Origin of the sequence: Mycobacterium sp. 852002-51163_SCH5372311 (genome assembly GCF_001667115.1) — a bacterium.
GTDB lineage: Bacteria > Actinomycetota > Actinomycetes > Mycobacteriales > Mycobacteriaceae > Mycobacterium.
In genome coordinates this window covers 14,723-30,771 of sequence record NZ_LZIJ01000176.1, presented here as the reverse complement: position 1 = coordinate 30,771, position 16,049 = coordinate 14,723, and the positions used below count along the sequence as shown (strand labels likewise).

Annotated in this window: 15 protein-coding genes and 1 pseudogene; 4 read left to right on the top strand and 12 right to left on the bottom strand. The window is 66.3% G+C overall.

Going from position 1 to position 16,049, the window contains the following annotated elements; translation table 11 throughout:
- A pseudogene (locus A5791_RS26890) lies at nucleotides 1–211 on the top strand (hypothetical protein); the annotation flags it as partial.
- A 71-nt stretch (nucleotides 212–282) separates the two neighbouring features.
- Nucleotides 283–738 carry a hypothetical protein gene (locus tag A5791_RS26165; RefSeq protein WP_082967044.1) on the top strand — a complete coding sequence of 152 codons (456 nt, stop codon included), beginning with the start codon at nucleotides 283–285 and terminating at the stop codon, nucleotides 736–738.
- A 63-nt stretch (nucleotides 739–801) separates the two neighbouring features.
- Here A5791_RS26165 and A5791_RS20515 read toward each other — a convergent pair whose 3' ends face one another.
- Genes A5791_RS20515 through A5791_RS20505 form a run of 3 tightly spaced genes read right to left on the bottom strand, consistent with a single transcriptional unit; the run spans nucleotide 802 to nucleotide 2,772 of the window.
- Complete coding sequence (locus A5791_RS20515; protein ID WP_067240729.1) at nucleotides 802–1,158, bottom strand: DoxX family protein; 357 nt, start codon at nucleotides 1,156–1,158, stop codon at nucleotides 802–804.
- Between the two features lie 9 nt (nucleotides 1,159–1,167).
- Nucleotides 1,168–2,292 (bottom strand): SPFH domain-containing protein, encoded by a 1,125-nt coding sequence (locus tag A5791_RS20510; RefSeq protein WP_067240727.1) that lies wholly within the window; start codon nucleotides 2,290–2,292, stop codon nucleotides 1,168–1,170.
- Nucleotides 2,293–2,337: 45 nt separating this feature from the next.
- On the bottom strand, nucleotides 2,338–2,772 hold the full coding sequence (locus A5791_RS20505) for an NfeD family protein (RefSeq protein ID WP_067240725.1): 435 nt from the start codon (nucleotides 2,770–2,772) through the stop codon (nucleotides 2,338–2,340).
- Nucleotides 2,773–2,829: 57 nt separating this feature from the next.
- Here A5791_RS20505 and A5791_RS20500 point away from each other — a divergent pair, with 57 nt between their 5' ends.
- Complete coding sequence (locus A5791_RS20500) at nucleotides 2,830–3,687, top strand: hypothetical protein (protein WP_067240742.1); 858 nt, start codon at nucleotides 2,830–2,832, stop codon at nucleotides 3,685–3,687.
- A gap of 260 nt (nucleotides 3,688–3,947) precedes the next feature.
- On the opposite strand, the gene A5791_RS20495 is transcribed toward A5791_RS20500, so the two are convergent.
- The 9 genes from A5791_RS20495 to A5791_RS20455 form a co-directional block, all read right to left on the bottom strand.
- Nucleotides 3,948–4,955 carry a ferrochelatase gene (locus tag A5791_RS20495; protein ID WP_067240722.1) on the bottom strand — a complete coding sequence of 336 codons (1,008 nt, stop codon included), beginning with the start codon at nucleotides 4,953–4,955 and terminating at the stop codon, nucleotides 3,948–3,950.
- Between the two features lie 6 nt (nucleotides 4,956–4,961).
- Nucleotides 4,962–5,771 carry an NADH-dependent enoyl-ACP reductase InhA gene (gene inhA, locus A5791_RS20490; protein WP_067240719.1) on the bottom strand — a complete coding sequence of 270 codons (810 nt, stop codon included), beginning with the start codon at nucleotides 5,769–5,771 and terminating at the stop codon, nucleotides 4,962–4,964.
- A 15-nt stretch (nucleotides 5,772–5,786) separates the two neighbouring features.
- The gene (fabG1, locus tag A5791_RS20485) at nucleotides 5,787–6,548 is read right to left on the bottom strand and encodes a 3-oxoacyl-ACP reductase FabG1 (RefSeq protein WP_067240716.1); all 762 of its coding nucleotides are present in this window, start codon (nucleotides 6,546–6,548) and stop codon (nucleotides 5,787–5,789) included.
- Between the two features lie 253 nt (nucleotides 6,549–6,801).
- Nucleotides 6,802–7,809: a VWA domain-containing protein gene (locus tag A5791_RS20480; protein ID WP_067240714.1), complete on the bottom strand. Its 1,008-nt coding sequence runs from the start codon at nucleotides 7,807–7,809 to the stop codon at nucleotides 6,802–6,804.
- Complete coding sequence (locus tag A5791_RS20475; RefSeq protein ID WP_067240712.1) at nucleotides 7,806–8,768, bottom strand: DUF58 domain-containing protein; 963 nt, start codon at nucleotides 8,766–8,768, stop codon at nucleotides 7,806–7,808. Before A5791_RS20475 ends, A5791_RS20480 begins: the two co-directional genes overlap by 4 nt.
- Nucleotides 8,765–9,889, bottom strand: a complete 1,125-nt coding sequence (locus A5791_RS20470; RefSeq protein WP_067240739.1) for a MoxR family ATPase — start codon at nucleotides 9,887–9,889, stop codon at nucleotides 8,765–8,767. Before A5791_RS20470 ends, A5791_RS20475 begins: the two co-directional genes overlap by 4 nt.
- 174 nt (nucleotides 9,890–10,063) lie before the next feature.
- Nucleotides 10,064–10,786, bottom strand: a complete 723-nt coding sequence (gene ripB / locus A5791_RS20465) for an NlpC/P60 family peptidoglycan endopeptidase RipB (RefSeq protein ID WP_067240709.1) — start codon at nucleotides 10,784–10,786, stop codon at nucleotides 10,064–10,066.
- Between the two features lie 9 nt (nucleotides 10,787–10,795).
- The gene (ripA, locus tag A5791_RS20460; protein WP_067240706.1) at nucleotides 10,796–12,226 is read right to left on the bottom strand and encodes an NlpC/P60 family peptidoglycan endopeptidase RipA; all 1,431 of its coding nucleotides are present in this window, start codon (nucleotides 12,224–12,226) and stop codon (nucleotides 10,796–10,798) included.
- 248 nt (nucleotides 12,227–12,474) lie between these two features.
- Nucleotides 12,475–13,014, bottom strand: coding sequence for a DUF6676 family protein (locus A5791_RS20455; RefSeq protein WP_067240703.1), 540 nt, complete (start codon nucleotides 13,012–13,014; stop codon nucleotides 12,475–12,477).
- Nucleotides 13,015–13,211: 197 nt separating this feature from the next.
- Here A5791_RS20455 and A5791_RS20450 point away from each other — a divergent pair, with 197 nt between their 5' ends.
- Nucleotides 13,212–16,034 (top strand): aconitate hydratase, encoded by a 2,823-nt coding sequence (locus A5791_RS20450; RefSeq protein WP_156661527.1) that lies wholly within the window; start codon nucleotides 13,212–13,214, stop codon nucleotides 16,032–16,034.
- Nucleotides 16,035–16,049: the final 15 nt, after the last annotated feature.

Here is a 16,049-nt window from a genome sequence, read left to right as displayed (position 1 = left end):
AGCTCCCGCGGTCGGCGCGCTTGCCGTGTTCGCCGTCACCGGACCCACCTGGAAGGTCCGCGTCGAGTTCCCACCCCCGCCGTATCCGGCGCCGATGTCGACGCCGCTGGTCAGTTACATCCCGTCCTCGCCGCCCGCCGTAACCATCCCGTCGTCGGGGCCGAGTGTGCTACCGCCGCCGGCTTTCCCGCCACCCGGACAGCACCCCTGAATCTTCAGCTTCGCTTCAACTACGGCTCCTACCGTCGCGATTGCCGACAAACCGACGACGTGAGGAGTCGCATGACCTCCGACCAAACCAGTACCGAGCAACCCAGCATCGCCCAGCAGCCGCCCGCCGAGCCGGCACCCGCTGCCGCCGCCCCACCCGCGAAGCCCAAACGCCGCCATTCCACGGGCGTCGTGGTCGGTGCCGGGGTGGCAGGCGGCGTCGTGGGGGCTTTGTTCACGGCGACCGCGTCCCTGGTGATCTTTGCCTTCAGCTTCGGGCCTCCGCCGCCTCCTCCGCCGCCCGGATTCGGGCCCGCTGCACCGCAATTCGGCTTTCCGCCGCCCGGGCCGCCGGGACCGATGGCCGGACCGCACAACGGCCCAGGAATGGGGCCGATGGGGCCGGGCCCGCATGGGCCTCGGCCGCCGTTGCCGGGCGGGCCTCCTCCGGGCGCGCCGGGGGTCCCGCCGCCGGTTCCCGGCCAGTCACCGGCGTCGCCGACACCGCCACCGAGCGGTCAGCGCTGAACGGCTGACCGGGCGAGCAGACGCGGAATCGCACCCGCGCGTGCGATTCTGGTTGCACCAAACTCAGCGGGTGTCGGGACCCTTCGCCGTCATCGCCGCGAAGAGCGCCAGGAACGACGCCGCCGGAAGGGCGTTGACCACCTTGTCCCGCACCCGGATGTGCGCCCCGAGTGCACAAACGAAATACAACGTGAGCAATGCCGTCGTCAGCCTCGCCAACGCGGGGAACCGGTTGACCGACAGCAGACCGATTGCCGCGGCGGCCTTGACCACCGGCAGGACCGGGCGCACGTTGACCGGAAGCCCGACCGTGTCCAAGGACTGCTTGATGGGCGGCAGCGGAATTGCGCAAGCCACCGCGTCACCCGCCTGGAAAGCAGCAAGCGCCGCATAGGTTTTCGGTGAAGTCAAAGCACTCATTGCGCAATCCTATTGGGTCAGCTGCGGCGGTACTCCCGGCGGTCCGTCCACGTGCTGGCGCGCTATCGCCTCCGCCTTGGCCACTGCCTGGGCGATCGCCGGATCGGTTTCGGTGGAGAACCAGTCCGCGACTTCGGCGTCATCGTCTTCGGTGGCATGGCGGGGCGCCTCGTCAACGGGAGACGGCTGGAACCGGAACACGCCGTCCTCGCCCGGCGCGCCCAGCAATCGCGTGAATCCCTGCAGCGCCGCGCTGAAGTCGCTGGGCACCACCCACACCTTGTTGGCGTCGCCGCGCGCCATTTCCGGAAGGGTCTGCAGGTACTGGTAGGCCAGCATCTCGGGGGTGGGCCGGCCGGCCTTGATCGCGGCGAACGTCTTCTCGATCGCCTTGGCCTGTCCCTGCGCTCGCAGATAGGCCGCAGCGCGCTCACCCTGAGCGCGCAGCATGCGGGACTGCCGCTCGGCCTCAGCGGCGAGGATGGCGGCCTGCTTGGCGCCCTCGGCGGCCAGGATCTGCGCCTGCTTGTTGCCTTCGGCTTGCTTGATCGCCGCCTCCCGGGTGCCTTCGGCGGTCAATATCATCGCCCGCTTCTCCCGGTCCGCCTTCATTTGCTTTTCCATCGAGGCCTGGATCGACGGCGGCGGGTCGATGCTGCGCAACTCCACTCGCGCCACCCGCAGACCCCAGCGGCCGGTGGCCTCGTCGAGCACGCCGCGCAACTTGGTGTTGATCTGGTCGCGCGAAGTCAGGGTTTGCTCGAGCGTCATGCCACCGACCACGTTGCGCAGCGTCGTCGTGGTGAGCTGCTCGACGCCGACGATGTAGTTGCTGATTTCATAGACCGCTGCCTGCGGCACGGTGACCTGGAAGTAGACGACCGTGTCGATGTTCAGGGTCAGGTTGTCCTCGGTGATGACCGGCTGCGGCGGGAAGGACACCACCCGCTCGCGCAGGTCCACCCGGGCCCGGATCCGGTCGATGAAGGGCACCAACAACGTCAGCTGCCCACTGACGGTGCGGCTGTACCGGCCGAGCCGTTCGATCACCGCGGCCTCGGCCTGCGGGATCAGCGCAATCGACTTGGCGACCACCACGATCGTGAAGATCACCAGGACGACGAAAAACACCACTAGAAGCGTTCCACCCGGACCCACCAAAGTTCCTTTCTCGCAGGGTTACACGTTCTTGAAGACCACGGCGGTGGCACCGTCGATGTGGATCACGGTCACCGACTCGCCAGGCTCGTAGACGTCGCCTTCGTTCATCGGGCGTGCCGTCCACACTTGGCCGTCAAGCTTTACTTGGCCCTCCTGGCTGGCGACCCGATCAAGCACCAACGCCTGCTTGCCCTCGAGCGCCTTGACGCCGGTCTGGATTTTCGTCGCGGGCGTAAGCCGCCGCCGCAGCGTGGGCCGCACCAACGCCAGCAACAGAACCGAAACCACCAGGAACGCCATGCCGTCGGCCCAGAGCGGCCAGTCAGTCAGCCAGCTGGCCCCGGCCGCGGCAAGCGCGCCGCCGCTGAGCATCAGCAAGAACATGTCGCCGGTCAGCGCTTCGGCACCGGCGAGCACCAAGGCGAAGATCAGCCAGATCAGCGCGACGGGCATGCGGTCAGAATACGCGTGATCAGCCTTTGCGGGGCCGAACAACTACACTGCGAGATCATGTGGTGTCCAAGTGTTTCGCTGTCGCTATGGGCCAACGCCTGGCTGGCCGGCAAGGCCGCGCCCGACGACGTCCTTGACGCTTTATCACTTTGGGCGCCAACGCAATCGGTGACCGCTTATGATGCGGTCGCCGCAGGCCACATCGGACTGTCCTGGCCCGATGTGCATGATGCCGGCACCGTCTCGCTGCTGCAGACGCTGCGGGCAGCCGTCGGTCCAGCCCGGACGCACGGAACCGTGAATGTCGTGTTGCCGGTGCCCGGTGACGTGCGCGGGCTAGCACCGGGAACGCAATTCGAGCTTGACGCGCTTGCCGTGGGTGAGGCGGTGATCGTCACCGATCCCGACGACGCGGCAACCGCCATCGGACTGGTGCCCGAGTTCACCTACTGCGAAGCCGGCTCCGGCGACGATCCACCCGAATTGTCTGCCCTGTCTTGGATGGTGTACTCGCTGCCGGGTGCGTCCGCGTACGAGCACTACGAACTGGGCGACGCGGAATACGCGCTGCGCTCGGCGGTGCGCTCGGCCGCCGACGCCCTGGGCAGCATCGGGCTGGGGTGTGCCGCGAGCGACGTCGCCGACCCGCGGGGCCTGGTCGAGCAGATGCTGGAATCCTCGCGGCAACACCGGATTCCCGACCATGCATCGCCACGCGCATTGCGAGTTTTGGAAAACGCCTCGCACGTGGACGCGATCATCGCGGTAAGCGCCGGGCTGAGCCGGTTGCCGACGGGAAATTCCTCGTCGGAAACGCAGATCGCCAGTGATGCGCTGCGACCGCTTGCGGCCGTGGTGCGTTCGGCGCGGATGGCGGCTGTCAGCGCAATTCTGCGTTCGGCCTGGACCGGCTGATTCGACGCTCGGGATGAAAGGTGCTCGGGGTCGAAACAAGGCACTCGGTGTGCTTCGGTGTGAACCCAGGGCTTTCGGTGTGAACCCAGGGCTTTCGGCGTGAACCCAGGGCTTTCCGGGTGAACCCAGGGCGACATCTGGGCGATTTTCTCGCCCTGGTTTCACACCGAACACCAACGCTTCACACTCGTCGCCAACGCTTCACACCCAGCGACGGCACTACATCAGCGACGTCCCGGACTCGATGGTGGCGACCCGCTTCACCCGACCTCCGCGACGCAGTGCGGTGGACGGCATGGCTCACCGTTGCTGCTGGCCAGACACCCGGGTACCGGATCGGCCCCGCTGACCCGGGTCGGTGCGCGGCCGCTCCGCAGCTCGTCGATCAAATCCGCAGCCAGCGCGGCGAATCGGCGATCGGCGTTGGGTGTGGCGGCACGGGCGAACGCCATGCCCGCCGCCTCGGCCTGTAATCGCAGCTCGTGGTCGAGGTCCCAGACCACCTCGATGTGGTCGGCGACGAAGCCGATGGGACAGACGATTACGGCCTTCGTTCCCGCATCCGCCAACGCCGCGAGATGGTCGGCAACGTCGGGCTCCAGCCAGGGAACCTGCGGTGGGCCAGATCTCGACTGCCAGGCCAGGTCGTAGTCGGCGTATCCCGCAACCGCCGCGACCAGCCTTGCGGCATAGGCGACTTGGCTGCTGTAGAGGTTGGGGCCGCAGCGCCGGTCAGCGGCTACGGGAATGGAATGTGCCGTGAACACCAACCGCGCATCGGCGGGCACGGTTCCGGCGGCCGCGGCGATCGCTTCGGCGAACATCTCGACAAAGAGTGGATGGTCGAAATACGGCCGCAGCTTTACCAGCTCGGGCGCATCCGGGCCGGCCGACCGACGGGCCCGGGCGATGTCCTCGACATACTGCGTGCAGCTGGAATAGCCGCTCCACGCTGACGTGGTGAAAACCGCTGCATGGCGAATACCGTTGTCACGCATGGCCGTAACGGTGTCTTCTACGTAGGGTTCCCAGTTGCGGTTGCCGAAGTACACCGGCAGGTCCTGGGCTGACCGCAGTTCTGCTATCAGCGCGCGGTTGATCCCGTTGATCGGTGATACGCCACCGAAATGCATGTAGTGCTCGGCCACGGCGTCAAGCCGCCCGGCGGGCACGCCACGGCCCCGGGTGACGTTCTCCAGAAACGGCCGCACCTGCTCTGGGCCCTCCGGACCGCCGAAGGACAGCAACAGGACGGCATCGAAAAGCATTGCCGGCTACAGCAATTGGGTAGCCGCACCGCCGTCGGCGAAAATCACGGTTCCCGTGGTGGCCGGCAACCAGTCCGAAAGCAGCGCGCAGACCGTCTTGGCGACCGGCGTCGGGTCTTTCATGTTCCAGCCCAGCGGCGCCCGCTGGTCCCAGCCGTCCTCGAGCAGCTTTATCTGGGCGCCGGCCTCGTCGCCGAGTGCACCACCGACGATGGCGGCCATCGCCAGCGTCCGGATAGGCCCTGCCGCAACGAGATTCGAGCGGACACCGTACTTGCCCGCCTCGCGGGCCACGAACCGGTTGACCGATTCCAGCGCGCTCTTGGCGACGGTCATCCAGTTGTAGGCCGGCATGGCCCGGGTCGGGTCGAAGTCCATGCCGACAATGCCACCGCCGGGGTTCATGATCGGCAGCAGCGCCTTGGCCAGCGAGGCGTATGAGTAGGCCGAAATGTGGATGCCCTTGGAGACGTCCTCATAGGGCGCGTCGAAGAACGGATTGATGCCCATCCCGGTCTGCGGCATGAAGCCGATGGAGTGCACCACACCGTCGAGCTTGTTGCCCTCTCCGATCACCTCGGTGACCCGGTCGGCAAGTGTCGCCAAATGCTCCTCGTTCTGCACGTCGAGTTCCAGCAGCGGCGCCTTTTCCGGCAGCCGGTCCACGATGCGCTGGATCAGCCGGAGCCGGTCAAAGCCGGTCAGTACCAGCTGAGCGCCTTGCTCCTGGGCCACTCGGGCGATGTGAAATGCGATCGACGAGTCGGTGATGATCCCGGTGACCAGGATCCGTTTGCCTTCGAGCAGTCCTGTCATATCCGTCCTTGTGTGTTAATGGCCCATGCCCATGCCGCCGTCGACCGGGATGACCGCACCGGAGATGTAGCTCGCATCCTCAGAGGCCAGGAAGCTGACAGCGCCGGCGACCTCGGCGGCGGTGCCGATGCGCTTCGCCGGGATGAATTCCAGTGCCCCCTTTTGGATTCGCTCATCCAGCGCGCGGGTCATGTCGGTGTCGATGTAGCCGGGGGCAACGACATTCGCGGTCACGTTGGCCTTCGACAGCTCCCGGGCGATCGAGCGGGCCATGCCGATCACGCCGGCCTTGGAGGCTGCGTAATTGGCCTGGTTGCCGATGCCCCAGGTGCCGGATACCGAACCTATGAAAATCATTCGGCCGAACCGCTTTCGCTGCATGCTGCGCGATGCCCGCTGGGCCACCCGGAACGCCCCGGTGAGGTTGGCGTCGATGACCTTTTCGAATCTCTCCTCGGTCATCCGGATGAGGAAAGCGTCTGCCGATAGCCCGGCATTGGCCACCAGCACCTCGACCGAACCCTGGTGCTCCTCGACCTCCTTGAAGGCGCGGTCGACGGCCTCGTTGTCGGTGACGTCGCACTCGACGGCGAACAGCCCCTCGGGCGCCCCGGACCCGCGGTGCGTGACGGCCACCTTGTGACCGTCCGCGGCCAGCCGCTGTGCTATGGCCAGACCGATCCCCCGGTTTCCGCCCGTCACCAGAACCGAGCGGGATACGAAGGGCGGCCTACCTCCGGCCGTGTCGGTAGCAGTTTCGGTGGCTGTCTCAGTCACCCCGACAACCTATCGTCCCGGCGCGGGGGGACTGCAATCGGCTCGCGGGGTGGCCGATTCGCGTCCACGTGTGTTGGTTTGCCCACGCCAGACGGCTCCGGCCGTGAATCTATGGCGTTGGCCGTGAATCCTGGGCGGGCAAAAACGTCGAATCGGCGCCGTAGGTCACAACCAAAGCCCTGGCTTCACACCCAGCGCCCGGCACCCAATGCCCAGGAATACGAACGTTGCCTACGCCCGGCCGCAGGGGGGCTCAGTTGGGCAACCGGCGGTTGATCAACAGCGCCGCCAACGCTGCCTGCGCCAGCACCAGCGAGCCCAATCGCAGCCAGCCGACGCTCGCGTCGCCTTTGATCGTCTCGTGGCCGATCTGCTCCTGCAGCGTCGCGTACACCTCCTTCAACTCCTGCAGAGTCGCGGCGCTGTAGGCGTTACCGCCGGAAAGCTGGGCCACCTTCTTCATCGTCTCGTCGTCGACGGGCACCGGCTGACGCTGGTCGTTGATTTCGACGAACCCGTAGGGGGTGCCGAACGAGATCGTCGAGATAGGCACGCCCTGATCCTTGGCGGTACGCGCGGCGGTGTAGGCGCCCTTCGGGTTGTCGGGGTTGGTCGGCATCGTCTCCTTGCCGTCGGAGAACAACACGATGCGCGCCGGGGGCGGCGTGTCGCCGCCGCCGATCACCGCGCCAACCGTCGCGATGGCCTGCAGGGCGGTGAAGATGGCCTCCCCGGTGGCGGTGCGGTCGGCGAACTGCAACTTGTCCAGGCCGGCCTTGGTCGCGCCGCGGTTTGTGGTCGGCTGCACCAGCACGGTCGCGGTGCCCGCATACGCGATAAGCCCGAGGTTGATACCCGGGGTCAGTTCGTCGGCGAACTGCTTGGCAGCCTCCTGCGCGGCAGCCATCCGGTTGGGTGCGACGTCGGTGGCACGCATCGACTGCGACACGTCGATCACCAGCATCACCACCGCACGGTTGCGCGGAATCTGGACGTCGGTCGTCGGCCCCGCCATCGCGATGGTGAACAGCAGCAACGACAACACCAGCAGGATTGCCGGCACGTGCCGCCACTGGTTGGGCCGCTTGGGGGCGACGCTGTCCAGCAGCTCGGTGTTGGCGAACCGCAGCATCCGACGCTGGCGGGCCAGCTGCATCACCACGTACAGCACGGCGACGCCCACGACCACCAGCAGGAACAGGAAATACCACGGGTGCGCGAAGCCGGACAGCGTCATCGGTCCGAGCAGCGGCAGCGTCACTGGCGTCCCGCCAATGCCCCACGCCTGCGGGACTCGACGAAACGGACGATGTCGGCGATCCAGTCCCGGTCGGTGCGCAGCGTCAACAGTGGCGCACCGCAGCTGCGCAGTGTGCGCGCCACCTCGGCACGATGAGCCGCGGCGGCCCTGGCGAAGTCGTCACGCAATTGCGCGTCGATGGTGTACTCGCGGGTGACTCCGGTCTCGGCGTCCTGCAGGACGACCTCCCCGACATCGGGAAGCTCGACGTCGCGCGGATCGAGCACCTCGATGCCCAGCACCTCGTGCCGTCCGGCTATCCCGCGCAGCGGACGAGTCCAATTGATCGGGCCCAGGAAATCGCTGATGATGACGGCCATGCCGCGGCGGCGTTGGGGCCGGCGCAGCGCGTCGATGGTCCTGCCCAGATCACCGCGCACTCCCGGCGGCGCCTTGGGCATCGTCGCGATGGTGCGCAGCAGGGTGTGCTGATGCTGGCGTCCGCTGCGGGCCGGCACCCGCGTGATGGTCGCCCCGTTGTCGATCAGCGCACCGAACCGGTTACCGCCACCGCTGTTGAGGAAGTTGATGGCGGCCGCCGCGGCCACCGCCAGGTCGCGCTTCTCGCAGAAGGCGGTGCCGAAGTCCAGGCTGGCCGACAGGTCGACAACCAGCCAGGTCTCCAGTTCGCGGTCGGCGATCATCTGCCGAACGTGGGGATGCGTGGTGCGCGCGGTCACCGACCAGTCCATCCGGCGCACGTCGTCGCCGGGCTGGTACAGGCGTGACTCCCCCGGCTCCGAACCCGGGCCCGGGATCAGGCCCAGGTGATCGCCGTGTAGGACGCCGTCGAGCTTGCGCGTGACGGTCAGCTCGAGGGTGCGCAGTGCTGCCGCCAGCTTCGGGTCATCGATATCGCCGCGCTGCATCGACGGCGGATGACGAGCCGCGTTCGCCGCCGGCGCCTTGGATTCCGTCACCGACCGGCGACGGTTGCGGCGGTCGCGGTCTGCATCACCGGACTCACCGAATGCCCTTGCTGGGGAACGGCGTTGATCTGCGGCATGGCGACGGTCTGCAAGACCCGGTTGATGACGATCTCCGACGAGATCTCGTCGGCGAGTGCGTCGTAGGTGAGCACCAAACGGTGGCGCAGCACGTCGGGAATGACGTCGACGACGTCCTGCGGAATGACGTAGTCGCGGCCTCGCACCAGCGCCAGCGACCGCGCGGAGGCGATGATGCCCAGCGATGCACGCGGGGACGCACCGAACGCGATCCAGCTCTTGACGTCGTTCAGGCCCAGCTGCTCGGGATTACGGGTGGCGAAGACGACCCGCACCACATAGTCGACCAGCGCATGGTGGACGAAGTTGTTGGCCGCGACGTCCTGCAGCCGCACCAGGTCACCGGTGTTCAGGATCTGCTTGGGCTCCGGCGGGCGCACACCCATCCGGTAGATGATCTCGCGCTCTTCCTCCGGCGAGGGGTAGCCGACGTTGATCTTGAACAGGAAGCGGTCGCGCTGCGCCTCCGGCAGCGCGTACACGCCCTCATGCTCGATCGGGTTCTGCGTGGCCATCACCAGGAAGGGGTTGGGCAGCGGGAACGTCTTACCGCCGATGGACACCTTGCGTTCCTGCATGACCTCCAGCAACGCCGACTGCACCTTCGCCGGTGCCCGGTTGATCTCGTCGGCGAGCAGGAAGTTGGCTACCACAGGCCCGAGCTCGGTGTCGAACTCCTCCTTGCCCTGCCGGTAGATGCGGGTACCGATGATGTCGGTCGGCACCAGGTCGGGGGTGAACTGGATGCGCGAGAACGTTCCGCCGACCACGCGTGCGAAGGTCTCCACCGCCAGCGTCTTGGCCACGCCGGGCACACCCTCGAGCAACACGTGGCCTTTGGACAACAGCCCGACCAGCATCCGCTCCACGAGCTGGTCCTGGCCGACAATGATCCGCTTGACCTCGAAGATGGCCCGTTCCAGTGTGTGTACCTCGGCGGCCAACCCGTCGGCGCCACCCGGGCCACCTGCGCCTGCCTCATGGGCGCCCGCGCCCGGGTAACCGCCCGGGGGCAACCCACCTGCTGATGTCATCAACACCCTCCACAGCTCATTCAGACACGACTGCCGACACGACCGAATGTCGCGGGGCAGCGACGTGCCCGCGTTCAACTATTCCAGGCCTCTCGGATTCCGTCGACGCCACCGTTCCCCCTCAGCGGCCCCCGAGCCTTCCGCGCTGGCGAATCACCACCGCGCCCGGCCGCTTCAGTACTCGATGATCCGGGTCAGAAACGGCGTCATGCCGGGCTTGCGCACCGGGCTCACGGTGACCTTGCCGGCGAGACTGGATGCCTCCAGCATCTGGCCGTTGCCCAGATACATGGTGACGTGCTGGCTGCCGTTGGGACCGTAAAAGATCAGGTCACCGCGCCTGGCCTCGTTCTGCGGGATGTGGCGGCCGGCGTTGTACTGGTCGCCGGAGAACCGCGGGATCAGCACGCCGACCCCGGCGAAGGCGTAGCGCATCAGGCCTGAGCAGTCGAAGCCGTTGATGTTGGCGCCGTCGCCGACACCCTTGCTCGGGCCCTCCAGCGAGCCACCGCCCCACGAATAGGGGACGCCCATCTGTGAGCCGGCCCGCCGAATCACGTACTCGATCGCCTGCCGGCCGTTGGCCCGGGGGATCCGGCCGGGGCTGGTGGTCTCGGCGGCCGGAGCGCCGCCGAGGTTGATGCCGAGCCCGCCGAGAAACTGCTTACCCAAGTCGAACGTGGTCTGGGTGGCCTGAGCCGTGGCCTGCAGCGAGGCGTTCGCCACAGCGAGCGGATCTCCGGGCGCTCCGGCACTGATCGTTGCCGGCAGGGTGGGGTCCCACTGGCCCGGATCGGCGTTTGCCGGCACCGCCGGGGCGGCGAGAGCCAACAGCAGCCCGGCCACCACGGTGGTGATCCAGGCCAGGTTGATCAAGCGAAACAGTCTGCGGCACATAGCTCCTCGTCAGAAATCGATGTAACGGACCACGAAGGGCGTCATGCCACTGGTGCGCACCGGCGCGACACGCACCTTCAAGCCGACGTCGGGAGCCTCGAGCATCTGGCCGTCGCCGAGATAGATCGTCACGTGCTGACTGCCGCCCGGGCCGTAGAAGATGACGTCGCCGCGGCGCATCTGCGCGGACGGGATCTTGCGGCCCATGTTGTATTGCGAACCCGAGTAGTGCGGCAGCTTGATGCCCACCCCGGCAAACGAGTACAGGACCAGACCCGAGCAGTCGAAGCCGGTGATGCCGGCGCCGGAATCGATGCCCTTGCTGGGGCCGGCCGCGTTGCCGCCTCCCCAGGAATAGGGCACCCCGATCTGCGACATCCCGCGCCGGATCACGTACTCGGAGGCCTGCCGCCCGTAGACCCGCGGAATCCGGCTCGGACCGCTGGGGGCATTGGTGATGCCGGTGTCGTTGGGCTTGAGGATGCCGATCTGCTGTAGGAAGTTGCGCCCCATCTGGGCGGTGACCTGTGTCGACGTGGCCGACACACCCAGCACCTGGTTGATCACCGCGATCGGGTCGCCGGGCACGTTGGCGCTGGGGATCGCCGGCAACGTGGGGTCCCAACCATCCCACTTGCGGCCGCCCGGCGGCGGCGGTCCCCCGGGTGCGCCGGGATCCCAACGGTCGCCCGACGCCGGGACCGCAGGGGTCCCGCCTCCGGCCGACCAGCGGGCGGCTTCCAGCCTGGCCTGCGCCGCATCCCGTTCGGCGGCCAGCCGATTGACCTGCTCGCGTTGCTGGTCGAACTTGCGCCGGGTTTCGGTGAGCGCTGTGACCGCCGCATCCTGGCTGGACTTGGCGTCGGCGGCCGCCTTGTCGGCCTTCTGCTTGGCCAGTCGCGCCGCGGACTCTTTGTTCACCTGTTCCGTTCTGGCGCGCAACAGGTTGGCCATCATCGTCTGGGAGCCGGCGGTCAGGGTCTGAGCGGCAGCCGCGGTGGCGATGATCTCGTCGGGGCTTTTCGCGCTCAGGTAGCTGCCCGGCGGGCCGCCCATGTAGGTTGCCGCCGCGAAGCGGTTGAACCGTTGTTGAGCAGCGGAGATGGCCGTGTTGGCGTCTTTGACCGATTGCTGGCTGGTCTCCAGCTCATGCTGGGCGGCGCTGGCGTTGTCACGTGCGGTCTCCACGTCGACAAGCGCCTTGTTGACGCTTTGTTGTTCGGTCTGGACTTCGGCGCTCAGATCTTCCAGCCGTTGGTTGGCCTTGGCGACCTCGGCGATCAGCGCGCCCATCGTGTCGGCGCCGGGATCGGCTGAGCCCAGACCGGGTGCCAGCCCGGTCGTACCAGCCAGCAGGACGACGCTCAGGATCGACGGAATGGCCGGCCGGACCAACCTTGCGGCTGGTCGCGGAACACAGCCACGACGGGTCCGTCTCATTCGCAGGTCTCCTACGGCTTAACGCACACGGGCGGCGCAGGTCACATTTTTCACACAAAGCGCCAAAGACAACAGGAGCATCATTTGCACCGTACGTCACATCTGACGCCGTGGAAACGTGAGTCACGAACTGCGTTCTGGAAGTGTGTTTAATGTGACCGAATGGTGATCTGCGGCGTTTGCCGCGAAGAATGCGCAGCGCCCGCCAAGCCGGTCCGGCGAGGTCCGGAAAAGATTAAAGCGCGTGCTTAGACGCCTTCGGCGGACTCTTCCACGTCGCTGTCGCCAACCTGCGGCGAGGTTGCTGATCGGCGGCTACGCAGCTGCATGAATCGAGTGCCGACCGCCGCGGCCAGTACCCCGAGGAGCAGGAAAATGGTCAACCCAGTCCACGGAAACTCCGGAGTTTCCAGTTCGTGCAAAAAGTTATTCGCGGACTGCACCGGATTGCCCGTCTTGGAGTGGTCTTCGCCGGCCTCGAGCGTGACTCGCGGATAGTGCGTGCTGTAGCTGCCGACGAAGCTGGGGCTGAGCGTCAACACCGTCGAGTCCGGGTAGTCGGCGCCGACCACGGTCGCAATGTCCCGCAGCGGGGTGTCATTGGGCGGGTTGTGGTCGAGCAGCACGATCTTGAGGTTGATGCCTTCGGCGTGCGCCTTGTCGAGGACCTGGCGCAGCCCCGGCATCGCCTCGGGCGGCGCACTGACACCGCTGGCCTTCACCTGGGCCTTGATCAACGTCATGTCCACGTCTTGCGGGATGTACAGCGGCAGCATGTGCCCGGTCATCGGCGTCCTTCCGGCCTTCAACCACAGGAGTGCTATGGGCACGTTACGCGACATGGCCGAAAGGGGTTCCAACGCGCGCCCGGCCCGACAAGACTGAACTATGAGTGCCCGCTATTGCAGGACAAGCGTACTGTTAAAGTAGCACTGGCCCGTCGACCAAGCCCGTCGGCGGAAGAATTTAATCCCCGGGAGTTGATGTGACTAGCAAAGATTCGGTGAACTCGTTCGGAGCCCGCGACACCCTCGAGGTCGGCGATAAGAGTTACCAGATCTACCGTCTCGATGCCGTCCCCAACACCAAAAAACTCCCTTACAGCCTCAAGGTCCTGGCCGAAAACCTGCTGCGCAACGAGGACGGCAGCAACATCACCAAAGAACACATCGAGGCCATCGCCAACTGGGATCCCGACGCAGAGCCCAGTATTGAGATCCAGTACACGCCGGCGCGCGTCGTCATGCAGGACTTCACGGGCGTGCCCTGCATCGTGGACTTGGCCACCATGCGCGAGGCCATCGGCGATCTGGGCGGCAAGCCCGAGAAGGTCAACCCGCTGGCACCGGCCGACCTGGTGATCGATCACTCGGTGATCGCCGACCTGTTCGGCCGGGAGGACGCGTTCGAGCGCAACGTCGAGATCGAGTACCAGCGCAACGGTGAGCGCTACCAGTTCCTGCGCTGGGGGCAGGGCGCATTCGACGATTTCAAGGTGGTCCCCCCGGGCACCGGGATCGTGCACCAGGTCAACATCGAATACCTGGCGCGAGTGGTCATGGAGCGCGATGGGGTGGCTTACCCCGACACCTGTGTCGGCACCGACTCGCACACGACGATGGTCAACGGCCTCGGGGTGCTCGGCTGGGGGGTGGGCGGCATCGAAGCCGAGGCCGCCATGCTCGGCCAGCCGGTGTCGATGCTGATCCCGCGGGTCGTCGGCTTCAAGCTGACCGGCGAGATCCAGCCGGCCGTCACCGCCACCGACGTCGTGCTGACCGTCACCGAGATGCTGCGCAAGCACGGCGTCGTCGGCAAATTCGTCGAGTTCTACGGCGAGGGTGTGGCCGAGGTGCCGCTGGCCAATCGCGCCACGCTGGGCAACATGAGTCCCGAATTCGGTTCCACCGCAGCCATTTTCCCGATCGACGAAGAAACCATCTCGTATCTGAAGTTCACCGGCCGCAGCGACGAGCAGGTGGCGCTGGTCGAGGCGTACGCCAAAGAGCAGGGCATGTGGCATGACCCCAAGCACGAGCCGAAGTTCTCCGAATACCTCGAGCTCGACCTGTCCGACGTGGTGCCGTCGATCGCCGGTCCGAAGCGCCCGCAGGACCGCATCGCGCTGAAGGACGCCAAATCCACTTTCCGCGAACAGATTTGCGACTACGTCGGTGACGACCCCGACAAGAAGGAGTACTCCAAGCTCGACGAGCTGGTGGACGAGTCGTTCCCGGCCAGCGACCCGGGGCGAATTTCCAACGGCCACGCCGACGACCACGCCGAAAAGGTGGAGTCGGCCGCCGCGAATTCCAAGGGCCGGGTGAGCGACCCCGTGACGGTCAAGTCCGACGAACTCGGCGAATTCGTGCTCGACCACGGCGCGGTGGTGATCGCCGCCGTCACGTCGTGCACCAACACCTCCAACCCGGAGGTGATGTTGGGCGCGGCGCTGTTGGCACGCAACGCCGTGGAAAAGGGGCTGGCCTCCAAGCCGTGGGTGAAGACGACGATGGCCCCGGGCTCGCAGGTGGTCAACGACTACTACGACAAGGCCGGCCTGTGGCCGTATCTGGAGAAGCTCGGCTTCTACCTTGTCGGCTACGGCTGCACCACCTGTATCGGCAACTCCGGCCCGCTGCCCGAGGAAATCTCGAAGGCGGTCAACGACAATGATCTTTCCGTGGCCGCCGTGTTGTCCGGCAACCGCAACTTCGAGGGCCGCATCAACCCGGACGTGAAGATGAACTACCTGGCGTCGCCGCCACTGGTGGTCGCCTACGCGCTGGCCGGAACCATGGATTTCGACTTCGACGAGCAGCCGCTGGGTCAGGACAAGGATGGCAACGACGTCTATCTCAAGGACATCTGGCCCTCGCAGAAGGACGTCTCCGACACCATCGCCTCAGCGATCAACCAGGAGATGTTCACCAAGAACTACGCCGACGTGTTCAAGGGCGACGAGCGCTGGCGCAACCTGCCGACACCGAGCGGCAATACCTTTGAGTGGGACCAGGATTCGACGTACGTGCGCAAGCCGCCGTACTTCGAGGGGATGTCCGCGGAGCCCGAGCCGGTCAGCGACATCAAAGGCGCCCGCGTGCTGGCACTGCTGGGTGACTCGGTGACCACCGACCACATCTCCCCCGCCGGCGCCATCAAGCCGGGCACCCCGGCCGCGCAGTACCTCGACGAGCACGGCGTCGAACGCAAGGACTACAACTCCTTCGGGTCCCGGCGCGGCAACCACGAAGTGATGATTCGCGGCACGTTCGCCAACATCCGGCTGCGCAACCAACTGTTGGACGACGTGGCCGGCGGCTACACTCGCGACTTCACCAAAGATGATGCCCCGCAGGCATTCATCTATGACGCAGCGCAAAACTATGCGGCAGAGGACATTCCGCTGGTGGTGTTGGGGGGTAAGGAATACGGTTCCGGCTCGTCCCGCGACTGGGCCGCCAAGGGCACGTTGTTGTTGGGGGTGCGCGCGGTGATCACCGAGTCGTTCGAACGCATCCACCGCTCCAACTTGATCGGCATGGGCGTCATCCCGCTACAGTTCCCGGACGGCGAGTCGGCAGAGTCGCTGGGACTGGACGGCACCGAGGTCTTCGACATCACCGGTATCGAAGAGCTGAACAACGGCAAGACGCCCAAGACGGTGAAGGTCAAAGCCACCAAGGATGGCTCGGACCCCATAGAGTTCGACGCCAAGGTTCGCATCGACACCCCCGGTGAGGCCGACTACTACCGCAACGGCGGCATCCTGCAGTACGTACTGCGCAACATGCTGAAGTCCAGCTGACACCGGAACCCGAGC